At 54.7% G+C, this 25988-nt stretch carries 25 protein-coding genes and 1 other RNA gene; 19 read left to right on the forward strand and 7 right to left on the reverse strand.

Annotated features, from left to right (window positions below):
• Window positions 1-13: 13 nt before the first annotated feature.
• Window positions 14-811, reverse strand: coding sequence for a 3'(2'),5'-bisphosphate nucleotidase CysQ (gene cysQ, locus ACVBEJ_RS12805; RefSeq protein WP_447130033.1), 798 nt, complete (start codon window positions 809-811; stop codon window positions 14-16).
• A 199-nt stretch (window positions 812-1010) separates the two neighbouring features.
• Between cysQ and yrfG the strand changes: the two genes are divergently transcribed.
• The 6 genes from yrfG to ACVBEJ_RS12835 all read left to right on the forward strand — a co-directional run bounded on the left by yrfG (window position 1011) and on the right by ACVBEJ_RS12835 (window position 7548).
• Window positions 1011-1766, forward strand: coding sequence for a GMP/IMP nucleotidase (gene yrfG / locus ACVBEJ_RS12810; RefSeq protein ID WP_447130034.1), 756 nt, complete (start codon window positions 1011-1013; stop codon window positions 1764-1766).
• Window positions 1767-1768: 2 nt separating this feature from the next.
• The gene (locus ACVBEJ_RS12815; protein WP_447130035.1) at window positions 1769-2149 is read left to right on the forward strand and encodes an RNA-binding S4 domain-containing protein; all 381 of its coding nucleotides are present in this window, start codon (window positions 1769-1771) and stop codon (window positions 2147-2149) included.
• A 170-nt stretch (window positions 2150-2319) separates the two neighbouring features.
• Window positions 2320-3204, forward strand: coding sequence for an Hsp33 family molecular chaperone HslO (gene hslO, locus ACVBEJ_RS12820; RefSeq protein ID WP_447130036.1), 885 nt, complete (start codon window positions 2320-2322; stop codon window positions 3202-3204).
• A gap of 155 nt (window positions 3205-3359) precedes the next feature.
• On the forward strand, window positions 3360-4922 hold the full coding sequence (locus ACVBEJ_RS12825; RefSeq protein WP_447130037.1) for a phosphoenolpyruvate carboxykinase: 1563 nt from the start codon (window positions 3360-3362) through the stop codon (window positions 4920-4922).
• Between the two features lie 256 nt (window positions 4923-5178).
• Window positions 5179-5688 carry a hypothetical protein gene (locus ACVBEJ_RS12830; protein ID WP_447130038.1) on the forward strand — a complete coding sequence of 170 codons (510 nt, stop codon included), beginning with the start codon at window positions 5179-5181 and terminating at the stop codon, window positions 5686-5688.
• A 678-nt stretch (window positions 5689-6366) separates the two neighbouring features.
• Window positions 6367-7548: an ATP-binding protein gene (locus ACVBEJ_RS12835; protein ID WP_447130039.1), complete on the forward strand. Its 1182-nt coding sequence runs from the start codon at window positions 6367-6369 to the stop codon at window positions 7546-7548.
• 292 nt (window positions 7549-7840) lie between these two features.
• Here the strand turns inward: ACVBEJ_RS12835 and rnpB are convergent.
• Window positions 7841-8204: RNase P RNA component class A (gene rnpB, locus ACVBEJ_RS12840), an RNA gene on the reverse strand.
• A 203-nt stretch (window positions 8205-8407) separates the two neighbouring features.
• On the opposite strand from rnpB, the gene ACVBEJ_RS12845 reads away from it, so the two are divergent.
• Window positions 8408-9559 carry an ATP-NAD kinase family protein gene (locus tag ACVBEJ_RS12845; RefSeq protein ID WP_447130040.1) on the forward strand — a complete coding sequence of 384 codons (1152 nt, stop codon included), beginning with the start codon at window positions 8408-8410 and terminating at the stop codon, window positions 9557-9559.
• 109 nt (window positions 9560-9668) lie between these two features.
• Here the strand turns inward: ACVBEJ_RS12845 and rsmI are convergent, their stop codons facing one another.
• Window positions 9669-10511, reverse strand: a complete 843-nt coding sequence (gene rsmI / locus ACVBEJ_RS12850) for a 16S rRNA (cytidine(1402)-2'-O)-methyltransferase (RefSeq protein ID WP_447130041.1) — start codon at window positions 10509-10511, stop codon at window positions 9669-9671.
• Window positions 10512-10522: 11 nt separating this feature from the next.
• On the opposite strand from rsmI, the gene ACVBEJ_RS12855 reads away from it, so the two are divergent.
• From ACVBEJ_RS12855 to ACVBEJ_RS12870, 4 genes are read left to right on the forward strand one after another with little or no spacing between them, the layout of a single operon-like run.
• Entirely contained in the window at window positions 10523-12376 is a 1854-nt protein-coding gene (locus ACVBEJ_RS12855; protein WP_447130042.1) for a penicillin-binding protein activator, read from the forward strand.
• Window positions 12377-12397: 21 nt separating this feature from the next.
• On the forward strand, window positions 12398-12763 hold the full coding sequence (locus tag ACVBEJ_RS12860; protein ID WP_447130043.1) for a YraN family protein: 366 nt from the start codon (window positions 12398-12400) through the stop codon (window positions 12761-12763).
• Window positions 12764-12779: 16 nt separating this feature from the next.
• Window positions 12780-13367: a D-sedoheptulose-7-phosphate isomerase gene (locus tag ACVBEJ_RS12865; protein WP_447130044.1), complete on the forward strand. Its 588-nt coding sequence runs from the start codon at window positions 12780-12782 to the stop codon at window positions 13365-13367.
• A gap of 27 nt (window positions 13368-13394) precedes the next feature.
• Complete coding sequence (locus ACVBEJ_RS12870) at window positions 13395-13970, forward strand: BON domain-containing protein (RefSeq protein WP_447130045.1); 576 nt, start codon at window positions 13395-13397, stop codon at window positions 13968-13970.
• A gap of 179 nt (window positions 13971-14149) precedes the next feature.
• On the opposite strand, the gene ACVBEJ_RS12875 is transcribed toward ACVBEJ_RS12870, so the two are convergent.
• The 3 genes from ACVBEJ_RS12875 to ACVBEJ_RS12885 all read right to left on the reverse strand — a co-directional run bounded on the left by ACVBEJ_RS12875 (window position 14150) and on the right by ACVBEJ_RS12885 (window position 16577).
• Complete coding sequence (locus ACVBEJ_RS12875) at window positions 14150-14884, reverse strand: LytR/AlgR family response regulator transcription factor (protein ID WP_447130046.1); 735 nt, start codon at window positions 14882-14884, stop codon at window positions 14150-14152.
• A 29-nt stretch (window positions 14885-14913) separates the two neighbouring features.
• Window positions 14914-15981: a sensor histidine kinase gene (locus ACVBEJ_RS12880; RefSeq protein ID WP_447130047.1), complete on the reverse strand. Its 1068-nt coding sequence runs from the start codon at window positions 15979-15981 to the stop codon at window positions 14914-14916.
• A 314-nt stretch (window positions 15982-16295) separates the two neighbouring features.
• Window positions 16296-16577: a hypothetical protein gene (locus ACVBEJ_RS12885; protein WP_447130048.1), complete on the reverse strand. Its 282-nt coding sequence runs from the start codon at window positions 16575-16577 to the stop codon at window positions 16296-16298.
• A gap of 216 nt (window positions 16578-16793) precedes the next feature.
• Here ACVBEJ_RS12885 and ACVBEJ_RS12890 point away from each other — a divergent pair, with 216 nt between their 5' ends.
• Entirely contained in the window at window positions 16794-18953 is a 2160-nt protein-coding gene (locus tag ACVBEJ_RS12890; RefSeq protein WP_447130049.1) for a putative bifunctional diguanylate cyclase/phosphodiesterase, read from the forward strand.
• Between the two features lie 92 nt (window positions 18954-19045).
• On the opposite strand, the gene cyaY is transcribed toward ACVBEJ_RS12890, so the two are convergent.
• Window positions 19046-19366: an iron donor protein CyaY gene (gene cyaY / locus ACVBEJ_RS12895; RefSeq protein WP_447130050.1), complete on the reverse strand. Its 321-nt coding sequence runs from the start codon at window positions 19364-19366 to the stop codon at window positions 19046-19048.
• Window positions 19367-19617: 251 nt separating this feature from the next.
• Here cyaY and lysA point away from each other — a divergent pair, with 251 nt between their 5' ends.
• The 7 genes from lysA to ACVBEJ_RS12930 all read left to right on the forward strand — a co-directional run bounded on the left by lysA (window position 19618) and on the right by ACVBEJ_RS12930 (window position 25873).
• On the forward strand, window positions 19618-20898 hold the full coding sequence (gene lysA, locus ACVBEJ_RS12900) for a diaminopimelate decarboxylase (RefSeq protein WP_447130051.1): 1281 nt from the start codon (window positions 19618-19620) through the stop codon (window positions 20896-20898).
• Complete coding sequence (dapF, locus tag ACVBEJ_RS12905; protein ID WP_447130052.1) at window positions 20891-21739, forward strand: diaminopimelate epimerase; 849 nt, start codon at window positions 20891-20893, stop codon at window positions 21737-21739. The genes lysA and dapF overlap by 8 nt, the downstream gene beginning before the upstream one ends.
• Complete coding sequence (locus ACVBEJ_RS12910; protein ID WP_447130053.1) at window positions 21736-22434, forward strand: DUF484 family protein; 699 nt, start codon at window positions 21736-21738, stop codon at window positions 22432-22434. The genes dapF and ACVBEJ_RS12910 overlap by 4 nt, the downstream gene beginning before the upstream one ends.
• Before the next feature lie 122 nt (window positions 22435-22556).
• Window positions 22557-23468: a tyrosine recombinase XerC gene (gene xerC / locus ACVBEJ_RS12915; RefSeq protein WP_447130054.1), complete on the forward strand. Its 912-nt coding sequence runs from the start codon at window positions 22557-22559 to the stop codon at window positions 23466-23468.
• Window positions 23469-23522: 54 nt separating this feature from the next.
• The gene (locus ACVBEJ_RS12920; RefSeq protein ID WP_447130055.1) at window positions 23523-24248 is read left to right on the forward strand and encodes an SIMPL domain-containing protein; all 726 of its coding nucleotides are present in this window, start codon (window positions 23523-23525) and stop codon (window positions 24246-24248) included.
• Between the two features lie 14 nt (window positions 24249-24262).
• Complete coding sequence (locus ACVBEJ_RS12925; protein ID WP_447130056.1) at window positions 24263-24922, forward strand: DUF523 domain-containing protein; 660 nt, start codon at window positions 24263-24265, stop codon at window positions 24920-24922.
• 378 nt (window positions 24923-25300) lie between these two features.
• Window positions 25301-25873: an HNH endonuclease gene (locus ACVBEJ_RS12930; protein WP_447130057.1), complete on the forward strand. Its 573-nt coding sequence runs from the start codon at window positions 25301-25303 to the stop codon at window positions 25871-25873.
• Window positions 25874-25988: the final 115 nt, after the last annotated feature.

Raw genomic sequence — 25988 nt, forward strand, 5'->3', positions numbered from 1 at the left:
CGATGAGATCACCTCATCGGGCCAACACACCCAGCCAGGGAATCCGCGTATCCCCCAGCGCCACAAAAAACGGGTTGAGCAGGGATTCCTTGCGGTTGTAACTCAACGGCTCGCCATCAAGGTTCACTACTTGCCCGCCAGCCGCTGTCAGCACTGCTTGAGCCGCCGCGGTATCCCACTCGCAGGTGGGCGCAAAACGGGGATACAGGTCCGCCCTGCCCTCGGCAATCATGCAAAACTTCAACGAACTGCCCACCTGCATCAACTCAACACCGCCAAAGTGACTTTCCAAACTGACCAAGGCATTTTCACCCTCTGATGAACCGTGACGGCGGCTCGCCACAACCACCGGACAGGCTTCCTCTGGCAACTGGCGGCAGTGAATGGGTTCGCCATTTTTAAAGGCGCCGAGGCCAGACACCGCGCTGTACACAACCCCGGTCACCGGCACCACAACCACACCAAGCACTGGCTCACCATCCTCAATCAGCGCCACATTCACCGTAAATTCGCCATTGCCGTTGATAAACTCCTTGGTGCCATCCAACGGGTCTACCAGCCAATAACGCTGCCAGCTTTGCCGCTCGGCAAAATCCGGGAGCCGGGATTCCTCCGACAACACCGGGACATCCAGAATACCCGGCAGCCCGGCAACCAACACTTTATGGGCCGCCAAATCCGCCGCCGTTACCGGCGAATCATCCTGTTTGGCAGTGACCTGCCAACTGTCTTTTTGCCGGTAAACCACCAGCGTTGCCTGCGCCGCCTCAGCGCACAGGGCCTCTACCTTCTTCAACAACTCAATATTCATAGATTTCATCATACTGCCCACAAAGCCTGAAGGCGTGAGTCTGGAGTAACTTGCTGTGACCGTAGCCAGCAAGGATGCTGGCTCTGAGCTTACATGGATGTACTTGCAGCCTGTCACAGCAAGTTACTCCAGATTCATGCCCTGCACCAAAGGTTTGCATATCAACACCATAGCCTCAGTGAATTTTCACTGTCTGTTTATGAAACAGCAACGAGATTGCTTTTACCTGCGGCAACAGCGGTGCATACTGTATGCCATCAACCACCTGCCAATCACGCCGACATTGAACAATATTCTCGACTGGAACACTATCGACACCGTACTGCTGGACATGGACGGCACCCTGCTGGACCTGCATTTCGACAACCACTTCTGGCTCGAATACCTACCCCGGCGCTACGCCCAGCACCACAACATCTGCCCGGATCAGGCCACCCGCGACCTGCACAACCGCTTCGACGCCAAACGCGGCACCCTGGAATGGTACTGCCTGGAACACTGGTCGAAAGAACTGGCGGTGGACATTCGCCAGGTCAAAGAAGAAGTCGATCACCTGATCAGCGAACGCCCCTTTACCCAGGCCTTTCTGTCTTTTCTGGGCGACCAGCACAAGCAGCGTATCCTGATCACCAACGCCCACCCCCAAACCCTGGAACTGAAACTTCAGGTAACCGGTATCGAACCGCAACTGGATAAAATCATCAGCTCCCACCAATACGGTGCCCCCAAGGAAGACCAACACTTCTGGCAACAACTGCACCAACAACTGAATTTTGACCCCACCCGCACCCTGTTTGTGGACGACACCGAAAACATTCTGGCGGCGGCGCAGCAGTTTGGCATTGCCCACCTGCTATGCATTCACCAACCGGACAGCAAAGGCCGCCACCGCCAGATAGAGCGCTTTCCCGCCATCGACCACTTCGATGAACTGATTCCCGCTGATTATCACTGACCATGGAAAAAGTACGCATAGACAAATGGCTGTGGGCGGCGCGCTTTTTCAAAACACGCGCCCTTGCCAAAGCCGCCATCGAAGGTGGCAAGGTACATATAGACAGCCAACGCACCAAACCCAGCAAAGAAATCACAGTGGATACAGTGCTGCAAATTCGCCAGGGCTGGGACATAAAAACAGTAACCGTCATCGCCCTTTCCGACCAACGCCGGGGCGCGCCAGAGGCCAGCAACCTGTACCGGGAAAGCGAAGAAAGCATTGTCAAACGGCAAACCGAAGCCGCCCAGCGCAAAGCCCTGCGAGGTGGCGATGCCGCCCCGCTAAAACGCCCCACCAAAAAGCAACGGCGGCAAATTCACAATTTTTGGGAAAAAACATAGGTTACAGGACGGGCTGCGCCCTACAGGAAACAGACTGCAGGGCCGCACCTGTCACCTGTAGCGCGCAGTGCGTCCTGTAATCTGAACCCCTCTCACAATCTGCTCAAATAGTAGACAATCGCTGCAAACTTCCCTACAGTGCGCCTCCCTGAAAAACACCCCCCATATCTATGAGCGATAGCGACAAACTGCAGCGGTTTGTGTTCGACCACTGCGATATCCGCGGCGAAATCATCACCCTGGAGCAGAGCTACCAGGCGGTCCTGCAAACCGGCCAATACCCTCGGGCGGTGCAACAACTGCTGGGGGAATTTCTCGCCGCCGCCGGGCTGCTCAGTGCCACTCTCAAATTCGACGGCGTTATCACCATACAGGCGCGGGGTGATGGCCCACTCAAACTGATTGTTGCGGACTGCACCCGCCACCACAACCTGCGCGCGGTTGCCGAACTAAACAGCGATGACCTCTCTGGCGCCAACCCCGACGAGTACAGTCTGGCTGAACTGATCGGCAACGGCCAATTGGCCATCACCATCGACCCCAGCCGGGGCGAACGCTACCAGGGCATCGTGCCTCTGGAACAACCCACCCTGGCGGGCTGCCTGGAGCACTACTTTCAGCAGTCGGAGCAACTGCCCACCCGCCTTTGGTTGAACGCCAATGGCCAGCGCGCCGCCGGGCTGTTTTTACAGGCCCTGCCCCAACAAACTGCCAGCGAAGAACAGAACCAACAACAGTGGCAGCACCTTACCCAACTGGCAGAGACCATCAGCCCTCAAGAGCAACTGCAACTGGCCCATCAGGATCAGCTCTACCGCCTGTTTCACCAGGATGCAGTACGCCTGTTCGACACCACCGACCTGCAATTTGCCTGCAGCTGTTCACAACAGCGCACCGCGCAAATGCTGGTAAAAATGGGCCGGGAAGAACTGCACAGTATTCTCGCCGAACAGGGCCGAATTGAAGTGAACTGCCACTTCTGCAACCAGCAGTACCGCTTTGATGGCAACGACATCAACCAGCTGTTCAGCGGAGAACCGCCCACCATTCATTAGCAAAAGCCGTCGTCAAGGCCCGTGGAATCTGCGATACTTGACGCCTTTTTTCACCCCATTAAGGGAATGGCATGGGGACGACGACAGGGGCACTCTGTCGCGCTTTGACATTTAAATCTGTTACAGCAACTCAAGACCTGGAAGGATCAACACCAATGACCCAAACAGAAGACTCAGTAACCACCGTATTAACAGACCCCAGCGCCGCCAAACTGATTGAGCAAGCACTGATACGCGGTGAAGGCACCCTCTCTGACACCGGCGCTTTTTCCGCCATTACCGGCAAACGCACTGGCCGCTCACCGGGCGACCGCTTTGTGGTGGAAGAACCCAGCACCGCTGAAGCCATCGACTGGGGCGGCGTAAACCGCCCCTTCCCGCAGGACAAATTCGATGCCATCTGGGACAGAGTTGCCACCTATCTGGCAGAGTGCGACCGGGTTGTGCAACACCTGCACGTGGGCGAAGATCCAGAACACTACCTTCCGGTCAAAGTATCCACCGAAACCGCCTGGCACGGCCTGTTCGCCAAGAACATGTTTATCAACCCCACCAAGTTCAATCCGGCGGGCAAAGAAAAGTGGCATATCCAGCACGCCGCCAACTTTGTCTGCGACCCGGAGCGGGACGGCACCAATTCCGAAGGCTGTGTAATCATCAACTTTGCCCAGCGCAAAGTGCTGCTGGCGGGCATGCGCTACGCCGGTGAAATGAAAAAAGCCATGTTCTCGGTGCAGAACTTCCTGCTGCCGGAAAAAGACGTAATGCCCATGCACTGCGCCGCCAACGTGGGCGAAACCGGCGATGTGTGTTTATTCTTCGGGCTCTCCGGCACCGGTAAAACCACCCTGTCTGCGGACCCGGATCGCTACCTGATTGGCGACGACGAACACGGCTGGGGCAAAGGCTCGGTATTCAACTTCGAAGGCGGCTGCTACGCCAAAACCATCAACCTGAGCCAAAAGAACGAACCGGTAATCTGGGACGCCATTCGCTTTGGTGCCATTATCGAAAACGTGGTGTTGTCCGCCGACAACCACACCGCCGACTACGACGACACCTCGCTCACCGAAAACGGCCGCTGCAGCTACCCGCTGCACCACGTGGAAATGCGCTGCGAAGCCAACCGCGCCGGCGAGCCCAAAAACATCATCTTCCTCACCTGTGATGTTTCCGGGGTGCTGCCACCGGTATCCATTCTGTCCAAAGAAGCCGCCGCCTACCACTTTCTCAGCGGCTACACCGCCCGGGTTGGCTCCACCGAACTGGGCGCAGAAGCGGGTATCCACCCGGCCTTCTCCACCTGCTTTGGCGCGCCATTTATGCCACGCCCTGCGGGTGTTTACGCCGAACTGCTGATGAAGCGCGTGGAGGAATTCGGCGCCAAAGTCTATCTGGTAAACACCGGCTGGACCGGCGGCGCTGGCGGAGCCAACGGCACCGGCTCCCGCTTCCCCATTCCGGTGACCCGCGGCATCGTTGCCGCCATTCAGAACGGCGCACTGGAAAACACCCCCACAGAAACCCTGGATTTGTTTAACCTGTGCATTCCCACCGCAATCGTGGGCATCGACAGCAAATACCTCAACCCCCGCGAAGCCTGGGAAGACAAAGCCGCCTACGACGAACAGGCGCGCAAACTGGCTGGCCTGTTTGTGGAAAACTTTGCCAAGTTTGATGTGTCTGAAGATATCGTTGCGGCTGGGCCACAGCTGTAAATTCAGAGCCCCGTATCGAAAAGAGCGCCCTCTATTGAGAGTGGCGCTCTTTTTTTGCCCAGAGTTTTTTAATTGTCAAACCCCTGGCGCAAGACATAAATCCGGTGTGACTTTCTGTGACAGGCTACAAGTACATCCATGTAAGCTCGGAGCCAGCACTAACCTTTTGCATTCTGATCAGTGGCCTTGCAGAGCGATACTGAATTTCGATAGGATTTTCGTTCGCTAACCACATTAAACTACAAGGCAAGGAAGCATGATTGCGTCAACTAACCAGTGGATCGACAAGACCAACGCTCGATACGCCTCCCTCAGGCAACCCTGCACCCGCTTTGCACACACCTTCAAAAACTACTTCACCCCGGAACTGCTGCAGTCCGCCCACTTTGTTGTGGTGGATGAAATTCCAAAACCGGAGCTGCGCGAACTGAAAACAAACCCAGAGATAAACAACTTCCTCAACAAACCGGAAGACTCCATCACCTACAAAAACACCTACTACATCCTGCGCAGCCAGGAAAACCGCGAAAGCCTGCACTTTCACGAACTGGTACACGTGGTGCAATGGCAACAACTCGGCGAGCAGGAATTTTTGCAACGCTATATCGACGAACTACAAACCTTCGGCTACCAAAACGCCCCACTGGAAAATATGGCTTACAGCCTGCAGGCGTATTTTGAAAAAGGAATTGCGGTGGATGTGGAAGGGTTTGTGCGGGACTCGTTGCAGGAAAATGCGGGCAATGGGAGTTGGTTTCGGCGGTAGGTCGATATGGTGGGCCACCTTATAAAAAGAATATTTTCCCTTTCCTGACACGCCGTGAATACATCCATGTAGGCTCGTTGTCAGCATCCCTGCTGACAACGGTCAGAAAAGGGAAAATATTCTTTTCTTCCAATTTTGCAGCAAGCACACAGTGTATTCAGAATCAAAAATAATCCTACCTAGTCCAATACTCTGACGCGTATCTCGCCATCTCAATATACAGGCCCTTGTTCTTCAAAATGGACTTCTTGTCCGTTGTAATCCGCAACGTTTTTCTTTTGTGTATGTATGAAATATTGTGTTCATCAAGGTGCCCTTTGGCTTTATCCATAAGATGCGAAAACACTCTGAAAACAAGCAAGACTTTTCCAGAGCTTCGCTTTTGAAGCCAGAAGTAATTATTGTTATGTGACGTAATTGAAACGTAGTGCTTTGTGTAATTCTGGGCTGTTTCGCCAAGAATATCTGATAGTTCGTCTTGCAATACTTTTGCCGCGTCAATTACCCATTGAGCTTTTGATTGCCAGTAAACCTCATCAAATGTTTCATTAGATACTTGTGGCAAATATGTGGCAAGACCTATTTTGTTCGGTGGCTGAATGCTTTGCCATTAACTGCGGGGGTAAGAGTTTATATTTTTACCTTGCAATATGGGAATCATAATGTCAAATTACAAAGATGATACATCGTTCACTAGAAAGAAAAATTATCCAGGCGTTAAATGCCGTACCTGTGGTTTCTATATTGGGGCCGAGACAGGTTGGTAAGACAACGCTTGCGCTTGAGATTGTTAAGGATAAGCTGGGCAAGGAGATAGCTTACCTCGACCTGGAGCTTGATTCTGATCTGGCAAAGCTCAATGAGCCGGAAGATTATCTCAAGCGTTTCAGTAACAAGCTGTTGATTATCGATGAGGTTCAGAGAAAACCTGATCTGTTTAGGGTTTTGCGTAGCTTGGTCGATATCAGAAAGCGCAATGGAGAAAGGGGGGGACATTTTCTGTTGTTGGGGTCAGCCTCCCGTGACCTGCTCCAGCATTCAACAGAGACATTGGCTGGTCGTATTCGCTATTTGGAACTTTGCCCATTCTCTGTTCCTGAAATCAATCAGCATGATCCTGAAAACCTTGATATTGATCGGCTCTGGTTTAGAGGCGGTTTCCCTGACAGTTATTTAGCCAGCGATGAAGATGAGAGTTGGGATTGGCGCTCAGATTTTATCTCCACCTATGTTGAACGTGATATCCCTTTGATGGGGCCTAAAGTACCGGCTGCCAGAATGAAGCGGTTCTGGAGTATGTTGGCCCACTGGCATGGACAGCAAATCAATATGTCATCGTTAGGCAAGAGCTTGGAAGTGGATCATAAAACCATACGCTCGTACCTGGATATCCTCACGGATTTTTATATGGTCAGGCAACTACAGCCCTGGTCTGGGAATACCAAAAAGCGGCTGGTGAAATCGCCAAAGGTCTATATTCGTGATAGCGGTATACTGCACCGGCTGCTGAATATATCTGACCATGAAACCCTGTATGGGCATCCTGTGCTCGGTGCAAGTTGGGAAGGTTTTGTGTTGGAAAGTATCCTTTCCAACCTGTCGAGCAAGTGGCAGTACAGCTATTACCGAACCTCCAGCCAGGCCGAAATCGATCTGGTGTTAGAGGGGCCTAAGCGGGAGGTTATTGCTGTTGAGATAAAGCGCTCTTCTTCGCCTAAGGTCACCAAGGGTTTCCATCTGGCTAGTGAAGATATTAGGGCTACAAAGAAGTTTGTTGTCTACCCCGGTGGTGACAGGTTTCAACTGACCAACGATACGCAGGTCATAGACCTAAATAAATTTTTATCAGAGATAGGCTGAGTGGCCGAGGTCGACCCATTTCGGATGTTGGTTTTTTACACTGCCCCCAACTGCCTTGCACGCGAGGCAAGCTCGCGCACAAAACAGCAGCTTCCTGGTGCACTGATTCGTATTTGATGGGCGACAAGTCTCCATTCGACGAATGCAAACACTCCGTGCTGTAGTAGCGCATATACTCCGTTACATCTCGTTTCATGCAGTTGCGTGTTGGCTGAGGAACCTTGAACACCACCTCAGAGCCGAGGTGTGGAGAAGGTGGCCAGAAGCCCCGTATTACGGGGACTTCCAGCACATTGAGAGATCAGCACATAAGCCGGGTTCTGTCGTGGGCAATCATTCCTCTACGATGTACGTCACCGCACACCTTTAGCAACCTACCCGCCCACAGTGCGGGTCACACCTGTAGTGGGCCTATTTGGTCTTGCTCCGAACGGGGTTTACCATGCCGCGAGCTGTTACCAGCCGCGCGGTGCGCTCTTACCGCACCCTTTCACCCTTACCGGTCTTCCGAAAAAGACTTAGGCGGTCTACTCTCTGCTGCACTTTCCGTAGGCTCGCGCCCCCCAGGTGTTACCTGGCGTTCTACCCTGTGGAGCCCGGACTTTCCTCCCCTCCGCCACACAAGATAGCGGAGCAGCGATTGCCTGGCCGACTCCCGGGGGCAGTATACAGTCGACAGAGGACAGAGGACAGAGGACAGAACGAGTCTACATGGATGTATGTACTGCATGCTGGTACAGGAGGTTTGTCATCCTGAGCGTAGCGAAGGATCTCACAGCATGCGGCTAGTACGAGATTCTTCGCTGCGCTCAGAATGACAGTGCGGGTTACGGAAAAGGCAGGATTCGGAGCACCTCTTTTGGTAAACTCCCACACCGTCAAAACCAATAAAAAAATCATGTTCAAACTCGGCCTGATTGTTAATCCCTTCGCCGGTATCGGTGGCAGTGTGGCGCTGAAAGGCAGCGATGGTGCGGATACTGTGCGCGAGGCGCTGGCTCGCGGTGCCGAGCCCAAAGCCGGGGTGCGTACTTTGCAGGCATTGGAACCACTGCAAGGTTTGCCGCTGGAAATCATTACCTACCCCGCCGAAATGGGCGCTGATATTGCTCGCCAGGCCGGTTTTGAACCCAGGGTTATCGGCACCATCGACAGTGGCAACACCACTGCCGCAGACACCGAAAAAGCGGCACTGGAACTGGCTGCCGAGCACATCGACCTGCTGCTGTTTGCCGGTGGCGACGGCACCGCACGCAATCTGTGCAACGTACTGGACAGCCAGGTTCCGGTACTGGGTATCCCCGCCGGAGTAAAAATCCATTCCGGCGTTTACGCCCTCACCCCAAAAGCCGCTGGGCAGCTGGTGGCCGAACTGGTGCGGGGCGAATTGGTAAGCCTGGGTGAACAAGAAGTGCGGGATATCGACGAAGCCGCCTTCCGCCAGGGCCAGGTGCGCGCCCGCTACTACGGCGACCTCACCGTGCCCAACGAACACCACTATATCCAAAGCGTTAAAAACGGCGGCAGGGAAGTGGAAGAACTGGTGCTGGACGATATTGCCGCCGACTTTATGGAACAAATGGAAGACGGGGTGCGCTACATCATGGGCTCTGGCACCACCGTTGCCAACATTATGGAACAACTGGGTTTGGCCAATACCCTGCTGGGTGTGGATGTCATTGAAAACGGCCAGCTGATCGCCAGTGATTGCACGGCCCAACAGCTGTTGGAACTGACGGACAGCCACCCCAGTCAACTTGTGATTACCATTATCGGCGGTCAAGGCCATATTATCGGCCGCGGCAACCAACAAATCAGCCCGACATTATTGCAACGTCTGGGGCGCAACAACCTCTATGTCGTGGCCACCAAAACCAAAATCAAAGCGCTGAATGGAAGGCCGCTGATTGTCGACAGCGGCGACGAAGCCACCAATCAAATGCTGGCGGGGTTGATGCCGGTGCATACCGGTTACCACGATTCGATTTTGTATCGGGTGGCGGAGTTTTAACTAACCAAACCAAGTCATCGCGAGCGCAGCGCCGCGATCTCCATCAAGTTACTGCCACATTAAAAAGATTGCCGCGTCGCTGCGCTCCTCGCAATGACGAAGAGTGTAATTAACCTGCATCTTTCATCTCCACAGCCAGTTTATACAACTCTTTTTTGTTACCACCAGTAATCTTCGCCGCCAGCGTCGATGCCTGTTTTACCGACAATTCTTCCAGCAGCAGACCCAGAACACGCTGTTGTTCCAGGTTATCGGCAATCTGCTCTTTGGGTTCTGCGCCAGCCACCACCAAGACAATTTCACCCCGCTGTTGATTGCTGTCGGCAGCGACAATCCCTACCAATTCCGCCAGTGGTTTGCCGTGGAATGTCTCGAAGGCTTTGGTCACTTCCCGCGCCAGCACTGCATCGCGATCACCACCAAACAGCGCCGCCATATCCCGCAGGCAATCCAGCACCCGGTGGGGGGCTTCGTAAAACACCATGGTGCGGGTTTCACTGGCCAGTTGTTGCAGAGCTTTGCAGCGGCCAGCACTTTTGGCGGGCAAAAAGCCCTCGAAGGTAAAACGGTCGGTGGGCAGCCCTGCGGCGCTCAAAGCGGCAACTGCGGCGCAGGGGCCGGGAATCGGTGAAACGGCAATTCCCTCCTGGCGCGCCTGGCGGACGATGCGATAGCCCGGGTCAGAGATCAACGGCGTACCGGCATCACTTACCAAAGCCACATTTTTGCCATCGCGCAACGCCTGCAACAGACTGTCTGAACGGGCGTTGCCACTGTGGTCGTGGTAGGCTACCAGTGGTTTGTCGATACCCAAATGATCCAGCAAACGACGGCTGTGGCGGGTATCTTCCGCCGCCACTATATGCGCCGATTGAAGCGCCTCCACGCCACGGGGTACCATATCCCCCAAATTGCCAATTGGCGTTGCCACTACGTACAGTTCACCTGCCATTGAAGGTTCCCATGAGGTTACTATTTTTGCGCAAGCCCCTGACCACACTCGCTCTCTGCGGGTTGGTACTCAGCGGCTGTCAGTCCCCCAAACCGGGTGGCTCAGAATACACAAACGGACAAGACAAAGTACAGCGAGTACAGCGCGCCAACGAATTACTGCAACGGGCCGCCAGCGCCGACTCCACCCAGCGCCAGGCGTTGCTGCTGGATGCTGCACAGCTGCTGTACAAAGCTGAAAATTACAGTGCTGCCAGCCGTGTGCTGCAACAGGTTGAACAAGACAAACTCACCTTGCACCCCCTGGCTCGCTACAGCGTACTGAGTGCGGAGCTGGCCTTGCAGCAAGACAACTTTTTTGTCGCCCGCCATCACCTCACCCACCCGGCACTGGAGCGCATGTGGCGCGACCTGCCGGTGGAATTGCGCCAGCGCTGGCACCGCCACCGGGCCACAGTATTTGCCATCCTCGGTGAAGAACAGCGCAGTATTGAAGAATACGTCGCCCTGAGCAGCAGCATTGATGATGGTGCCGAAATCAGCAGTATTCACCAGCAATTGTGGCAACTGCTCACCCGCATTCCCCAGCTGGATTTGCAAAAACTGGTCAACAGTGAACAGCAGCAAGTATTGAAAGGCTGGTATCAGCTGGCGCAGATAAGCCGCAGCAATCAGGGCAACATCGAAGGTCTGCAACAGTCCATTGATCGCTGGCAGAACAGTTGGGCCTGGCACCCCGGTGCACTCTACCCGCCGGCGGGCCTGGATGATATTCGCGCCATCGCCAACCGCCTGCCACAAAAGCTGGCCCTGCTGCTGCCCATGAGCGGCAGCCCGGAATTGGCCAATGCCGGTAAAACCATCCGCGATGGTTTTATGGCCGCCTACTATCAGGTACTGGAACAAGGCCACCGGCCACCAACCATTCAGCTGTACGACACCGCCAGCGACCCGGACGTCGAATCCCTGTACCGCCAGGCCGTCACGGATGGCGCCGAAATGGTGATCGGCCCACTGGCAAGAAATAACGTTGCCCAGCTCAACGCCATCGGCGACTTGCCCGTGCCAACCGTCTCACTCACCTACCTGCAGGACGCCGAAACTCCGGTGGCCAACCAATTGCTGCAATTTGGCCTGTCAGCCCCCAACGAAGCCCGCCAGGTGGCGGACCGAGCCTGGCTGGAAGGCCACCGGCGCGCCCTGGCCATTGTGCCCAACAGTGCCCTGGGGCAGCGCACTCTTGCAGCCTTTCAGCAACAGTGGGAAGGCAATGGCGGCGAGTTGGTACAAATTCTTAACTATCAGCGCGGACAGGTGGACTTCAAAGCAGCGGTGAAAAAAGCCCTGCTCATCGACCAGAGCCAACAGCGCAGCAACCGGCTTGCCAACGTGCTCGGCAAGCGCCTCAAGTCCGAGCCCTTTCACCGCCGCCGCGACCTGGATATGGTGTTTCTGTTTTCCTTCCCGGAAGAAGGCCGTCAGGTAAAACCCATGCTGGATTTCTTTCACGCCGATGATCTGCCGGTTTACGCCACCTCACACATTTACGATGGTAAACCCCAGGCCAGCAAAGACCGCGACCTGGACGGCGTGCGCTTTGCGGTAATGCCCTGGGCACTGCCCGGCACCATCGCCGAGAGCATGATTCCCAAAGCCAACTTTGTCGCCAACTTTTTTGCCCTTGGCCTGGACGCTTACAAAATTCACCAGGCAACCCTGCAAATGCAGCTGCTGCCGGAAACCCAGCTGTTTGGCAGTACGGGCACTCTGAGTCTGGACAACAACCAGGTAATCAGACGCCAACCCTGGGCGGAATTTCGCGGCGGCAAGGTGCGCCGCGCACGGCTGCCGGATAAAGCTCAATAACTCTATATTGGAAACTAAACCATGGACGGAGACAAAGCAGAGCAGTTGGCCCGCGGACATTTAAAAAAAGCCGGCCTGCAAATTATCGAATGTAATTATCGTTGCCGCCGTGGGGAAATTGACATTATTGCCCGCGACGGCGACAGCCTGGTTTTTGTGGAGGTACGCTACCGCCGCCAAAGCAAGTTTGGCAGCGCCGCTGACAGCATTAACCCACGCAAGCAGGCGCGCATCATCGCCGCTGCACTCAACTACCTGCAACGGCACCAATTGGCTGAAAAACTCCCCTGCCGATTTGATACCATATGCATCGTCCCGCAGGCAGGCGGCTGGCGACAGCATTATGATATCGACTGGCTAAAAGATGCGTTTCAAGCAAGCTATTGAATGTAATTGAGAACTTATGGAACAACGGGTTATCGAACTGTTTCACCGCAGCATTGAAGCCAAGATGAATGTCGGCGAAGGCCTGGCTCCGCTACTGGCCAGTGCCAGCCAGCGCTGTGTGGCGAGCTTGCTGGAAGGCCGCAAACTGCTGTGTGCAGGCAACGGCGTCAGCGCTGCCATGGCCAGCATTCTCTGCCAGAATTTACTGCACCAGTACCGTTTGGAGCGGCCCGGCTTTGCGGCCATTAGCCTGTCCGGGGAGGCAGGGTTGCTAACAGGTATTGGCAGCCAACATAATTTCAGCGAAGTGTTCAGTCGCCAGGTAAAAACCCTGGGAGAAACGGGCGACCTGTTGGTACTGTTCAGCACCGGCGAAGATCCCGCCAATCTCAGCCAGGCCGCCCACGCCGCCCACGACCGCGGCCTGAACATAATCGCCTTTACCGCCCCCGGCGACCACAACCTGCGTTCGCTGCTGGCGGATGATGACCTGGATGTCTGTGCCGATCACCCAGACGTGCACCGGGTTCAGGAAATACAGCTTTTGAGTTTATTCGCCCTGTGCGATTTAATTGATGATCAATTGTTTGGAGGGATAGATTAAATGGGCACGATTTTCAGAAGTACCCACATGCTGCGCGTTTTCACCGCCACGCTGCTGGCTGCATGCCTGGCTGTGGCATCCGGCTGCACCACCATTGTCGATGCAGTCACCACCAAGCCCATTGAACCCGACCACAACGACACCGCCATCGGCACTGATTTGAACGATTTGCAGATCGAAGTCTCGGTAGGCGTCAACATCAAAAAAGCACACCCCCAGCTGGATCGATCTCACGTCAATGTACACGCCTACAATGGCATCGTGTTGCTGACCGGGGAAGTACCCAGCGCCGACCTGCGTACCCTGGCAGGAGATACCGCACGCAAATTTCGCGGCGTGCGTCAGGTGCACAACGAACTGCAGATTTCCGGCAAATCGTCGCTGTTGGCACGCACCACCGACACTTGGTTAACCACCAAGGTGCGCAGCAAGTTTATTCTGGAAAAAAACTTCAAAGGCTCCGACATCAAAATCATCACCGAAGGCAACGTGGTCTACCTGATGGGAATTGTCAGCCAGGCTCAAGGCCGCCAGGCCGCCAACATCGCCAGTCGCACCGGCGGCGTGAAGCGGGTGGTTAAGGTGTTTGAGTATCACGAGTGAATAGCTGCGGGTTGCGGGCAGATCGTGCAAGCCTGTCATCCCCACGCAACACGCCATCCCCGCGCAATACGTCATCCTGAGCGCAGCGAAGGATCCCCGAATTCAACCGCACGCCCTGAGATTCTTCGCTGCGCTCAGAATGACAATTACGCTCGACCTGCCCGCAGCTCGCAGCTATTTTACAACTTATCCAGTAACTTCCTCAGCTGCGATACATGCCGGCGGCTCACTTGGGGCTTGATATCCAGCCCCGCCAGGCGCACAAAGTACTGGCCGTCCTGATTGCGTTCCAGGCCTTCAATATGGGGAATGGACACCAGGGCATTGCGGTGAATGCGCTCGAACAACCCGGCAAATTCCGTTTCCAGGTCTTTCAGTGTTTCATCCAGCAGCGCTTCGCCTTCGGTGTGGTAGGCGGTAACGTATTTGTTGTCTGCCTGAAACAGGCGAATATTGGACACTGGTACCAGCTCAACACCGCGGCGATTTTTGGAACTTACGTGGGCGCGGCGGCCCGATAATCCGGGCACCTGTTCCAATTCATCGAGCTGGGCTTTGTTGAGGCGCCGGGCCCGGGAAATAGCCTGTTCCAGATCCAGCTGTTTGACCGGTTTCAGCAGGTAACCCACGGCCTGTGAGGAAAACGCCTGCACCGCGTAGTCATCGTATGCCGTGCAAAAAATCACTGCGGGGGGAGGGTCAAACTCCGCCATGTGCTGAGCGGCTGCCAGGCCATCCATTCCCGGCATGCGCACGTCCAGCAAAATCACATCCGGCGACAGCATACGGACCAGTTCGATAGCATCACTGCCGGAACCCGCCTGGCCTACCACCTCACAGTTTTCTACCAGGCCGGTCATCCTGGCCAGGCGCTCCCGCGCTAGCGGCTCGTCATCAACAATCAGGATTTTCATATTTCCCCCAATCAACCTGTGGCTTGTTTTTATACTTCAGTGATTGAATCAATTACCGGGTAGCTGATCCGTGTAATGTAGCAATTATCGCCTTCTTCTGCAGTAACTGTAGCGCTGCTGCCAAAGTGCGCCTCCAGGCGATGACGAATGTTGGTCAGCGCTGTGCGGCTGCCACGATGACTTTCCATAATGGGCGAGCGGGGGTTATTCACCTCAAAAGTGAGACGATTGCCCTCTCGCTGCAAAGATATTTTGATGGTGCCGCCATTCGGCAATAACTGAATGCCGTGATAAATGGCGTTTTCCAACACCGGCTGCAGCGCCAGCGAAGGTATGCGCACTTCTTCGCCGTAATCGCCAATCTGCCACTCCACCTTCAGGCGATCCCCCAGGCGCAGCCCCTCCAGTGCCAGGTAGCGGCGGCACAGCGCCAGTTCATCCCGCAACGGCACCAGGGTGTGAAATTCGCTCAGGGCACAGCGAAACAGATCGGAGAGGTCTTCCACCACCCGCTCGGCCTTGGCCGGGTCAGAGCCAATCAGCGAGGCGATCATGTTCATGCTGTTAAACAGAAAGTGCGGGCGAATGCGCGACTGCAACGCCTGAATACGGGATTCCAGTTCCGCCTTCTGCTGCAAGCGCAACTGCTGTTGCAGGTACAGGTAACGCAGCAGGATGCCCGCAGGTATCACCGTCACTACGGCAATATCCAACAGCTGCAAACCGTCCAGACCATCACCCACACCCAGCAAGTGGGTTAGCCACATCAGCAGGGCACTGCACAGCAGCGCCACCAACACAATGGCCACCAGACTGACAATGGCCGCTGTACGCAGCCCCCAGCGAGCGAAAATGTTGCGGGTTTTGCACAGTACCACCGCACTGAGCAGGGAAATCCACAGGGCCAACATGGAGACTTGCCCCAGATGAACCCAGTCGAAGCCAGCAACACCGTTACCGGCAATCACAATCAGAATGGCGAGTAATTCGGTAATAACAATCACCGACAGCAGGCCATCTCCGCCGCGACACAAATCGGGCAGCAGCGAGTCCGGCGCAGGGGTGGGCAAATGCCCCTCGAATTCGTCCAGATCCATAGGGTATCCCGGATTAAGTCCGGTTTGGCTGTTGTGGTTGTTATTATCGACGAGTTTACAGCACTCGATCAGCGCCGCAGTATCCACTCAAACAGCGTTTGCGGCAATGGGAATAGAGTATGATTTTTACTGGGAAAACAGAAAGATAAGCAGGTTTACAAAAGAAAAGACTACAGGGCGCTTATAAAAATAGTGATATTTTCGCGAGAGCAAGGCGGTGGCGCACGGAGACCCGCAGTGTATAAGACATACATGAGGACTCGAGTACGACACCAACGCCGCTATCGCGGAAATAGTGCATTTTTAGAAGTGCCCTACACAATATCGTCAACAAACTCACTGAGCACCTGATCGGCACTGCGAACCACCTCCACCGACGCCTTGAACGCCAGCTCCTGCTGGCGCAATTCCACCAGTTTTTCCGCCACATTCACATCTGACGTCGGGCGGCTGCTTTGCCCATTGTCCAGCTGGCGGTTGTCGGTTACAGCGGCGCCGGCAATATCTGCCGCCGTCTGATCCAACTGCTGACGACTGTTTTGTATACCCTGAAGCCCAGCACTGAGGGCGGTATTGGGGGTAGAGCTGATCTCCATAACGGACTCACAAATAACGGCGTTACTATCAATATAGCCTCGCAACCAGCACTTGTCATCGACCAGTTCACAAAGCCGTCAATGGGTATTTGTGAGGCTTTCATTCAAGATTTAGGATAAATGCGTCGATACACCCTGCTGATACATGAATATTTGTATGAATATTTGTATGAATATTTGCTGGCAATCCATAAAATAATACGACAGCCAAGTAGCATGGACGAAATCAAACTGAGCGACATCAACTGGAATCTGACTGAAAACAGCAGCTTCCTGACCACCACTGCCATTCGCCTGGCGCAATGCATTAGTGCAGATCATGTACTGATTGGCGAAATAGACAGCAATGGCCAGCAGTGCACCACTCTGGCCTACGTTGTCAATCAGCAAGCGGTGGATAATATCCAGTACGACTTAAAGAACACCCCCTGCGCCGATGTGTACTGCGGCGAAGTCTGCCTGGTCAACGGCAATGTTCAACAACAGTACCCGGATGATGCCCTGCTGATTGAATTGGGCATTACCTCTTATATTGGCTTACCGCTGATCGACCGCAGCGGCAAAGTCATTGGCATATTCAGCGCCCTGTTTAACAGTGCATTGCCCGCGGGCAGCGAAGATAATATCCGCACCCTGTTCATCATGGCTGCAGAACTGATCACCAGCCATATTGAGCACATCAAGGAGCATCAGCAGCTGGCGCTTACAGAGATTATTCTCGACACCATTGGCGAAGGCATCAGCATATGCAACCCGCAACGGGAATTTATCTTTACCAATCCGGCGTTCTGCCGTCTCTCCGGCTACAGCGCCGAAGAGTTGCAGGGTAAACCCACCTCATTTCTGCACAGCAACTACCACGACCCTGAATTTTACGAAGACATGCACAACACCATGGCTTCGGAGGGTATGTGGGCCGGCGAGGTTTGGGCCAAACAAAAAAGCGGTGACCTGGTACCCACCTGGCTAACCAACACCCCCATCCAAAATGACCGGGGAGAACTTGAGTGCTACATTATCCTCGCCGCCGACATCAGTGACCGCAAAGCGGCCGAGCAAAAAATCCGCTTCCAGGCCAACTACGACCAAGTCACCCAATTACCCAACCGGCACCTGTTTCTGAGCCAGCTCAAAGATGCCATTGCCTCCAGCAAACGTCATGGCAAACAGTGCGCGGTGCTGTTTCTTGACCTGGACATGTTCAAAGCCATCAACGATTCCCTGGGCCACCAGGCGGGGGATGAGCTACTTCGTCAGGTCGCCAAGTGTCTGACTGGCCAGTTGCGGGAGAGCGATTCCGTTGCACGTCTGGGGGGTGACGAATTTACCGTTATTCTCAACAACCTGAGCAACGCCCAGGAAGCACAAATAGTTGCCGACAAACTGCTCACTACACTGGCACAACCCCTGCAACTGGAGCATCACCCGGTTACTATCACCGGCAGCATGGGCATAGCCGTATACCCACAGGATGGTGAGGATCCAGACAAACTGCTCGGTTACGCCGACCAAGCCATGTACAGCGCCAAGCGACTCGGAAAAAACTGTTTCAGTTTTTTCACACCCGCCATGCAACAGCAAGCAGAGCGACGCCTGGTTTTGAAGCACCTGCTGGAAAAAGCCATTGTCAACAACGATATCTGTGCGGCCTACCAGCCCATTATCAATATCGTCAATGGTCAGATCGAGAAGTTTGAAGTACTGGCTCGCTGGCCACATGAGGGCGGCTACATCTCGCCCATGGAATTTATTCCGGCGGCGGAAGAATTTGGCCTGATTGCAAAAGTTGGCGAGATCATTCTGGAAAAAAGCTGCCAACTGCTGCGCCAGCTACACCTGGAGGGCTTTACCAACCTGCAGTTTGCCATCAACCGCTCCGCCAAAGAATTTCCTCGCTCCGGCGAAGCGGAACCCAATTGGTTAGATGTACTGCAACAGCATCAGCTACCCGCCAGCGCCATCTGTTTTGAAGTGACCGAAAGCATTCTGGCTCCCGATAATATGGATCAAAAACGTTACTTCAACAAACTCAAAAATGCCGGAGCGCAAATCGCTATTGACGATTTCGGTACCGGCTACTCCTCGTTGAGCTACCTGCGCAAATTCCCGGTGGACATTCTCAAGATCGACCGCTCCTTTATCGCCGAGTTTACCAACCGGGAAGACGACCTGACCCTGGTATCCACCATCATCGCCATGGCCCGCAGCCTCAACCTGACAGTGGTGGCGGAAGGCGTGGAAGATCAACAACAACTGGATAAACTGATGGAGTTGGGCTGCAACTACGCCCAGGGTTTTTACTTCTCCAAACCCATTGATGCGGAGCAGGTGCTGCCCTATTTACACAAGTGGGGTGAACAGCTTACTGCCACCTGACGTCATTGTGAGGAGCGAAGCGACACGGCAATCTTCATCTACAACGCGCCAAAACCACGAAAATTCCACAACGCCCAAACAGTCGACAGAACTTAAAAATCCAATTCCACCGACTCCCCGGCCTGCTCCGTACACACCCGATTCATCAACTGCAACAACGTCTCGCCGGTGGTTGTACAGTGCCAGTGGTCATGCTGCCACACAAAGTGGAATCCGCCACTGCGCGCCGCCACCCATATCTGCGCCACTGCGGTCTGGCGCGACACAATCACCACCGAGCCGTTAGCTTCCATGGTAAGCGTCAGCACCCCATTATTGCCCTCGTAGTCGATATCGGCACCACTGTCCTCCACCGCCTCCTCAATATCAATCATCAACTGGTCGGCAATCTGGGTGAATTCGCTTTCATTCATGGCGCTTCTGAATCCCGGTAAGGTCTTGTTTTAAAGGACGAAGTATACGTGCCGGAATATGGCCGGTATACTCCGGAAATCATCAATTTTTGCACGATACAGACACCATGAACCGTTTTACACCCTGTCGGCTGCTGATGGCGGCACTGCTGCTTGTCAGCTTGGGAGGCGTGGGTTGTGGCAACAAGGGGCCGTTAAAACCGCCGCCCTCAAGCAACACTCCCGCAATCCATCATTAACAGAGCCGACCCATGGATCATTTCAACTCCCTCAATGGCCAGTTGCATGGCGAGCAGGTGCCGCTGGCAGATATTGCCGAGCAATACGGCACCCCCACCTACGTCTACAGCCGGGCCACCCTCACCCGCCACTTTCGGGCTTATCAGAAAAATCTGGCGGATCGCGACCACCTGATCTGCTATGCCGTAAAAGCCAATTCCAACCTGGCGGTACTCAATGTGCTGGCGCGTTTGGGAGCGGGCTTCGACATCGTTTCCGGCGGCGAACTGGAACGCGTTATTCACGCCGGTGGCGACCCGGCCAAAGTGGTGTTTTCCGGGGTTGGCAAACAGCCCCATGAAATATCCCGCGCCCTGCAGCTGGGCATTCACTGTTTTAATGTGGAATCCCAGGGAGAGCTGGAAACCCTCAATCGGGTGGCTGGCGAGCTGGGCTGTGTGGCACCGGTGTCCCTGCGAGTCAACCCGGACGTGGACGCCGGCACCCACCCTTACATTTCCACCGGGCTGAAAGAAAACAAGTTTGGCATCGATATTCGTTCCGCCAAAACCGTGTATCGGCTGGCCCACGCCCTGCCCCACCTGAAAGTGTTGGGCGTGGATTGCCACATCGGTTCCCAACTCACCGAATCCACCCCTTTTGTGGATGCCCTGCAGCGGGTGCTGCTGCTGGTGGACGAGCTGGCCGCCGAAGGTATTGTACTGCAGCACCTGGATATCGGCGGCGGTTTGGGGGTGCCTTACAAAGACGAGCAACCGCCGCACCCGGATCAATACATGGCAGATTTGCTGCCCTTCCTGGAAGGTCGCGATCTCAAATTGATTGTCGAACCGGGCCGTTCCATCGCCGCCAACGCCGGAGTGCTGCTTACCCGAGTAGACGTGGTGAAACTGGCGGAACACAAAAATTTTGCCGTGGTGGATGCCGCCATGAACGACATGCTGCGTCCGGCACTGTACCAGGCGTGGATGAAGGTTGAGCCGGTGCAGCCCGACCCCGCGCTGCCCGAGCGCCACTACGATGTGGTGGGCCCGGTGTGCGAAACCGGCGACTTCCTCGCCAAAGATCGCCAGCTTGCCATTGAGCCCGGCAGCCTGCTGTGCCTGCGCGGTGCCGGTGCCTACGGTTTTACCATGAGCTCCAACTACAACAGCCGTGGCCGCGCCGCCGAGGTAATGGTGGACGGCGACCGCGCCCACCTGGTGCGCCGCCGGGAAACCTTTGAAGACCTGATTCGCGGTGAGTGCCTGCTGCCAGAATGCGATAAAAAGCACGGTGAGCACAGTGGTTAATTCGCGGAAGAACCTGATCCACTTCAGCAAAATGCACGGCCTGGGCAACGACTTTGTGGTGATCGACGCGGTCACCCAGCCGTTCGCCATGTGCAGCAGCAAGGCGCGCAAACTGGCGGACCGCCATTTCGGTGTGGGCTGCGATCAAATTCTGCTGGTAGAGCCACCCAGTCAACCCGACATGGACTTTCGCTACCGCATCTTCAATGCCGACGGCAGCGAAGTGGAACAGTGTGGCAACGGCGCCCGCTGTTTCGCCAAATTTGTGCGCGACCGCAAGCTCACTGGCAAACAGCACCTGAAGGTGGAAACCTGCAAAGGCACCATTGAACTGCACTGCGAAGCCAACAACCGCTACCGGGTGGATATGGGCGTGCCGGAGCTGGAACCGCAGAACATTCCCTTCCGGGCCGAATCCCGTGCCAGCAGCTACAGTTTGCCGGTGGCCGGTCGACAATTGACCATCGGCGCGGTGTCCATGGGCAACCCCCATGCAGTTTGTGTGGTGGACGACATCCAATCCGCTCCGGTGGCAGAACTGGGGCCGCTGATTGAAAACCACGAGCAATTTCCCCGGCGGGTCAACGCCGGCTTTATGGAAATTGTCAGCCGCAACGAAATCAACCTGCGGGTTTACGAGCGCGGCGCCGGGGAAACTCTGGCCTGCGGCAGCGGTGCCTGTGCAGCCGTGGTTATCGGCTGTCTGCAAGGTCTGCTGGAGTCACAGGTAACCGTCAATCTGCCCGGCGGCAGTCTGCAAATCCAGTGGCAGGGTGAGGGCCAAAGTGTCACAATGGCCGGGCCAGCATCCACGGTGTATCAAGGGCGTATAAGAATATGACAGCCGACAACGAACACTCCAATATGAACCAGACCAACATGGACGAAGCCACCATTGTGGCGTACCTGCAAAGCAACCCGGATTTTTTTGAAAGCCACCCGGACCTGCTGGAACTGATTCAGCTGCCCCACGAAAGTGGCCGCGCGGTATCGCTGGTGGAACGCCAGGTGGCGGTATTGCGGGAGCGCAATATGGAAATGCGCCAGCGCCTCAACAACTTGCTGGAAGCCGCCCGCACCAACGACAAACTGTTTGAAAAAACCAAACGCCTGGTGCTCAACCTGCTGGATTCCCGCGACATCAACAGCCTGGTAGACACCCTGTACGAAAGCCTGGGCAACGACTATCAGCTGCAATACTTCAGCCTGGTACTGCTCACCGACACCACCCGCCTGCCGGACAACCCGGCTCGGGTTGTCGGCCTGGACGAAGCGGAAAACCAGGTAGGCACCCTGCTGCGCAGCAACCGCGCCATCTGCGGCGTACTGCGCCAGGAAGAACTGCAATTTCTGTTTGGCAACAAAGCCGGGGAAATCGGTTCAGTGGCGGCAGTCCCCCTGACCCGTGGCCAGAACTACGGCATTCTGGCCATCGGCAACTCCGACCCCAACTACTACCGCAGCAGCATGGGCACCCTGTTTTTAAGCTATATCGCCGAAGTGCTGAACCGGATATTGCCGAAGTTTATTAAGTGACAGGGGGGCTCATCCCTTTGTCATCCTGAGGCCACGCAGTGGCCGTGAGGATCTCACAACTACCCAAACACGAGATCCTCACGTCGCTACGCTCCTCAGGATGACGCAACCCAGGAACAAGTGTGGCCGACAACAAACCGTTCGCCAAACAACTATCAGCCTTCGAGCAATACCTGCGCTCGGAGCGCAACGCCTCTCCCCACACCATTGCCAATTACCGGCGCGACCTGAAAAAGCTGCAAGACTATTGTCAGCAACAGGGTATTAGCCAACTAAAAAACATAACCCCATCGGATATCCGCCTCTGTCTGGGGCAGCTCCACCGTCAGGGGCTCAGCGGCACCAGCCTGCAACGTTGGCTGTCGTCCAGCCGCAGCTTTTTCACCTTTGCCAGCCGCAAATGCGGTTTATCGCTCAACCCCGCCAACGGCATTCGCGCCCCCAAGTCACCGACAAAGCTGCCCAAAACCCTGGATGCGGACCAAACCCAGCAATACCTGGAGACCCGAGGCGATCACTGGATTGATTGCCGTGACCGCGCCATGGTGGAGCTGTTTTACTCCTCTGGCCTGCGCCTGGCAGAATTGGTGGGGCTGGATTTAATGCACCTCGACCTGGCCGATGGCAGCGCCCGGGTGCTGGGCAAGGGCAACAAGGAGCGCCTGGTGCCCATCGGTCGCTTCGCCTTAAAAGCCTTGCAGGAATGGCTGAAACGCCGCACAGAGGTTGCCATCCACGACCACCAGGCGGTATTTATCAGCAAGCGGGGCAACCGCATTTCGCCGCGCAACGTGCAACAGCGCCTGCAAAAACTGAGCCTGGAGCAAGGCATGGACGGCAAAGTTCACCCCCATATGCTGCGCCACTCGTTTGCCAGCCACCTGCTGGAATCCAGTGGCGATCTGCGCGCGGTACAAGAACTGCTTGGCCACGCCAATATCTCCACCACCCAGGTGTATACCCATCTGGATTTTCAACATCTGGCCAAAGTGTACGACCAGGCGCACCCGCGAGCACAAAAACGCAAAAAGTAACCCCACCGCCTGCTAAAGCGTTTACCGGAAAACCACAAACAAGGAGTCTGCGTTATGAAAAAACTACTGATCACCCTGTCACTGCTAGTGCCCATACTGGCCATCGCCGACCAATACGACCGCCGCCTGATTCACACCAATGGCTATGGAGAGGTGAAGGTAAAACCGGATATGGCAAAGTTGGCTTTATCGGTCAGCGTGCAGCGTAAAAAGGCACTGGACGCCAAATCTGAAGCAGACAAACGGGTAAACGATTTACTGGCCGGTTTGAAAAAGCTGGGCATTAAACACAAGGAAGTTATCGCCTCAGGAGTAAGAACCCAGCCGCGTTTTGAATACAGCAAACTAAGCTCCAAACGCACTTTTGTCGGCTATACCGCAACCCGGGACTTGACCATTACTGTCAAAAAGCTGGACAAGTTGACCGACGTTATGGATTTGGCGTTAAGCCACAATATTGAAAACATCAACCAGGTCCGCTACGAGTCCTCACAGGCCGACAAGCATATTAACCAGGCACGCAAGAACGCCATTGACAACTCCAAACAAAAAGCGGCGGCCCTCGCCAACGCCTACGATGCCGAACTGGGTAGTATCGTCAACATCCAGTACCACAGCCGGCAGGCCAATTTTGGTCTGGATCAGGAGATGGACGTTCGACACAAAGCAAGGGGCATGTCATTGATGGCCGAAAGCTCAACGCCCGCCACCTACCTCCCGGACGAAATCACCTTTTCCGACAATATTCAGGTAACATTTGATCTGATCGTCAATAACTGACAACGGGTAGCTGAGTGACGGAACACCCCAACACAGCCAATGCAAAACCCCGGGTGGGCCTGAGCGCCTGCCTGGGCGGTGACAATGTACGCTACGACGGCGGCCATAAATACCAGCCACTGATTGACCAGCACCTGCAGGCCCACCTGGACTTGCAGCCTTTCTGCCCGGAAGTGGCCGCCCATCTGGGCACCCCAAGACCCCCGGTACAACTGGTCAGAATCGAGAACCTCACTTTTGCCCTGGGAGTTAAAGACCGCGAACTGGACGTCACCCAGGCACTTCACCACAGCAGCAAACACTACCTGCAACAACAAAGCAGCCTCAGCGGGTTTATTGTCAAAAGCCGCTCCCCCAGTTGCGGTTTTGGCTCCACCCCCATCCACGATGGCACCGGCAAAGCCATTGCCACAGGCAACGGCCTGTTTGCCGAACAGCTGTCACAGAGATTTCCGGGCATACCTATCATTGACGAAAACTGGCTCAACTGCGGCTGGCGCTGCCGCCTGTTTGTGGCCTGCTGCCAACTGGCACAATCCCTGTCAGACGGTAGCCCTCAGGGGTTGCTGGAAGACACCAATATGAACGCCCAGGGCGCGCGGGAGATGTTCGACAACCTGCTGACCCTGACCCAAAGCGAAGCCAGGGATTTTGTGGCGTCGATGGCGGGATAATCCAGATACGCCTCGCAAATGTTTCAATTATCGGACGTCCAGTGAGGTCTTTCTAAAGAGTACAGGTGGTGCACTTACAGGTTGAATCGGACAAAGTAACCCATGGCTTCTTTTGCCGGTACTGCGGGTTTTGGCTTTTTGGTAACTGACTGAAATTATTGCGTTAATAATTTTCTGTTGTGGGGCTGGCCCGAAAAACAAAGCCAAGGGCAAAAGAAGCCATGGCTTGAACCCAAAATGCGGAAATGGTCATATTTGTGATTAAGTGGTTGAAAAGTATGGAGAAGTGGTGTTAAAAAAGGTCGGAATTGTCAAAATAAACGAAGCCGGAAAAAGAAGCCATGGCTTCATAATAAGCTGTTATAGCTAAAGAGAGTTATGGATTACTTATCACTATTCAGAATGCCGACCCCAATGAAAATCACAGGCAGGTCATCGAGTATTACGAATTCATTTATCAACTCAATTATTCCGATAATTGTACCTACTAATGAGCAAGTGAAAGAAGCTTTAGGTATTCTAGGTATGGATCACGATAGTTTTGAATGCTCGTACTGTGGTTCTACCGCCTCAGAATGGGATCATCTAAGGCCGCTAGTTCTAAATAAAAAGCCCACCGGTTACATATCAGAAATTCATAACCTTGTACCTGCATGTGGCAAATGCAATCAGTCAAAGGGTAATAAGCCTTGGGCTTCTTGGATTGTAAGTACAGCGAAGCTATCACCTAAATCTAGAGGTGTTAAAGATTTAGAGCAACGAATGGAGCGACTGTCTGCTTATGAGCTATGGCAAGAACCCACAGTAGTGGATTTTGAGGCTATTGTAGGCAGAGAAAAGTGGGAGCAGCATTGGGCAAATTGGGAGCTTGTACAAAGCACAATGCGCCAAGCTCAAGAGTTAGCAACTGACATTAACCAAACAATAGCTAAATCGTATGCAAAGCTATAACGAATAAGGATAAGTAGCGCTTGCCGCGACTTATCCTGTTGTTGAACAAGCCCGGTTCAGGGCGCCCAAGTCGGTTCTTTATATAGCAAATAAATACTCTGGATATCATCGTGAC

This window comes from Porticoccus sp. GXU_MW_L64, from assembly GCF_052983295.1.

Coding starts and splice junctions, on each gene's coding strand:
- cysQ (WP_447130033.1), bottom strand. CDS start 811: ATGAATATTGAGTTGTTGAAGAAGGTAGAGGCCCTGTGCGCTGAGGCG.
- yrfG (WP_447130034.1), top strand. CDS start 1,011: ATGAAACAGCAACGAGATTGCTTTTACCTGCGGCAACAGCGGTGCATA.
- ACVBEJ_RS12815 (WP_447130035.1), top strand. CDS start 1,769: ATGGAAAAAGTACGCATAGACAAATGGCTGTGGGCGGCGCGCTTTTTC.
- hslO (WP_447130036.1), top strand. CDS start 2,320: ATGAGCGATAGCGACAAACTGCAGCGGTTTGTGTTCGACCACTGCGAT.
- ACVBEJ_RS12825 (WP_447130037.1), top strand. CDS start 3,360: ATGACCCAAACAGAAGACTCAGTAACCACCGTATTAACAGACCCCAGC.
- ACVBEJ_RS12830 (WP_447130038.1), top strand. CDS start 5,179: ATGATTGCGTCAACTAACCAGTGGATCGACAAGACCAACGCTCGATAC.
- ACVBEJ_RS12835 (WP_447130039.1), top strand. CDS start 6,367: ATGATACATCGTTCACTAGAAAGAAAAATTATCCAGGCGTTAAATGCC.
- rsmI (WP_447130041.1), bottom strand. CDS start 10,511: ATGGCAGGTGAACTGTACGTAGTGGCAACGCCAATTGGCAATTTGGGG.
- ACVBEJ_RS12855 (WP_447130042.1), top strand. CDS start 10,523: ATGAGGTTACTATTTTTGCGCAAGCCCCTGACCACACTCGCTCTCTGC.
- ACVBEJ_RS12860 (WP_447130043.1), top strand. CDS start 12,398: ATGGACGGAGACAAAGCAGAGCAGTTGGCCCGCGGACATTTAAAAAAA.
- ACVBEJ_RS12865 (WP_447130044.1), top strand. CDS start 12,780: ATGGAACAACGGGTTATCGAACTGTTTCACCGCAGCATTGAAGCCAAG.
- ACVBEJ_RS12870 (WP_447130045.1), top strand. CDS start 13,395: ATGCTGCGCGTTTTCACCGCCACGCTGCTGGCTGCATGCCTGGCTGTG.
- ACVBEJ_RS12875 (WP_447130046.1), bottom strand. CDS start 14,884: ATGAAAATCCTGATTGTTGATGACGAGCCGCTAGCGCGGGAGCGCCTG.
- ACVBEJ_RS12880 (WP_447130047.1), bottom strand. CDS start 15,981: ATGGATCTGGACGAATTCGAGGGGCATTTGCCCACCCCTGCGCCGGAC.
- ACVBEJ_RS12885 (WP_447130048.1), bottom strand. CDS start 16,577: ATGGAGATCAGCTCTACCCCCAATACCGCCCTCAGTGCTGGGCTTCAG.
- ACVBEJ_RS12890 (WP_447130049.1), top strand. CDS start 16,794: ATGGACGAAATCAAACTGAGCGACATCAACTGGAATCTGACTGAAAAC.
- cyaY (WP_447130050.1), bottom strand. CDS start 19,366: ATGAATGAAAGCGAATTCACCCAGATTGCCGACCAGTTGATGATTGAT.
- lysA (WP_447130051.1), top strand. CDS start 19,618: ATGGATCATTTCAACTCCCTCAATGGCCAGTTGCATGGCGAGCAGGTG.
- ACVBEJ_RS12910 (WP_447130053.1), top strand. CDS start 21,736: ATGACAGCCGACAACGAACACTCCAATATGAACCAGACCAACATGGAC.
- ACVBEJ_RS12920 (WP_447130055.1), top strand. CDS start 23,523: ATGAAAAAACTACTGATCACCCTGTCACTGCTAGTGCCCATACTGGCC.
- ACVBEJ_RS12930 (WP_447130057.1), top strand. CDS start 25,301: ATGGATTACTTATCACTATTCAGAATGCCGACCCCAATGAAAATCACA.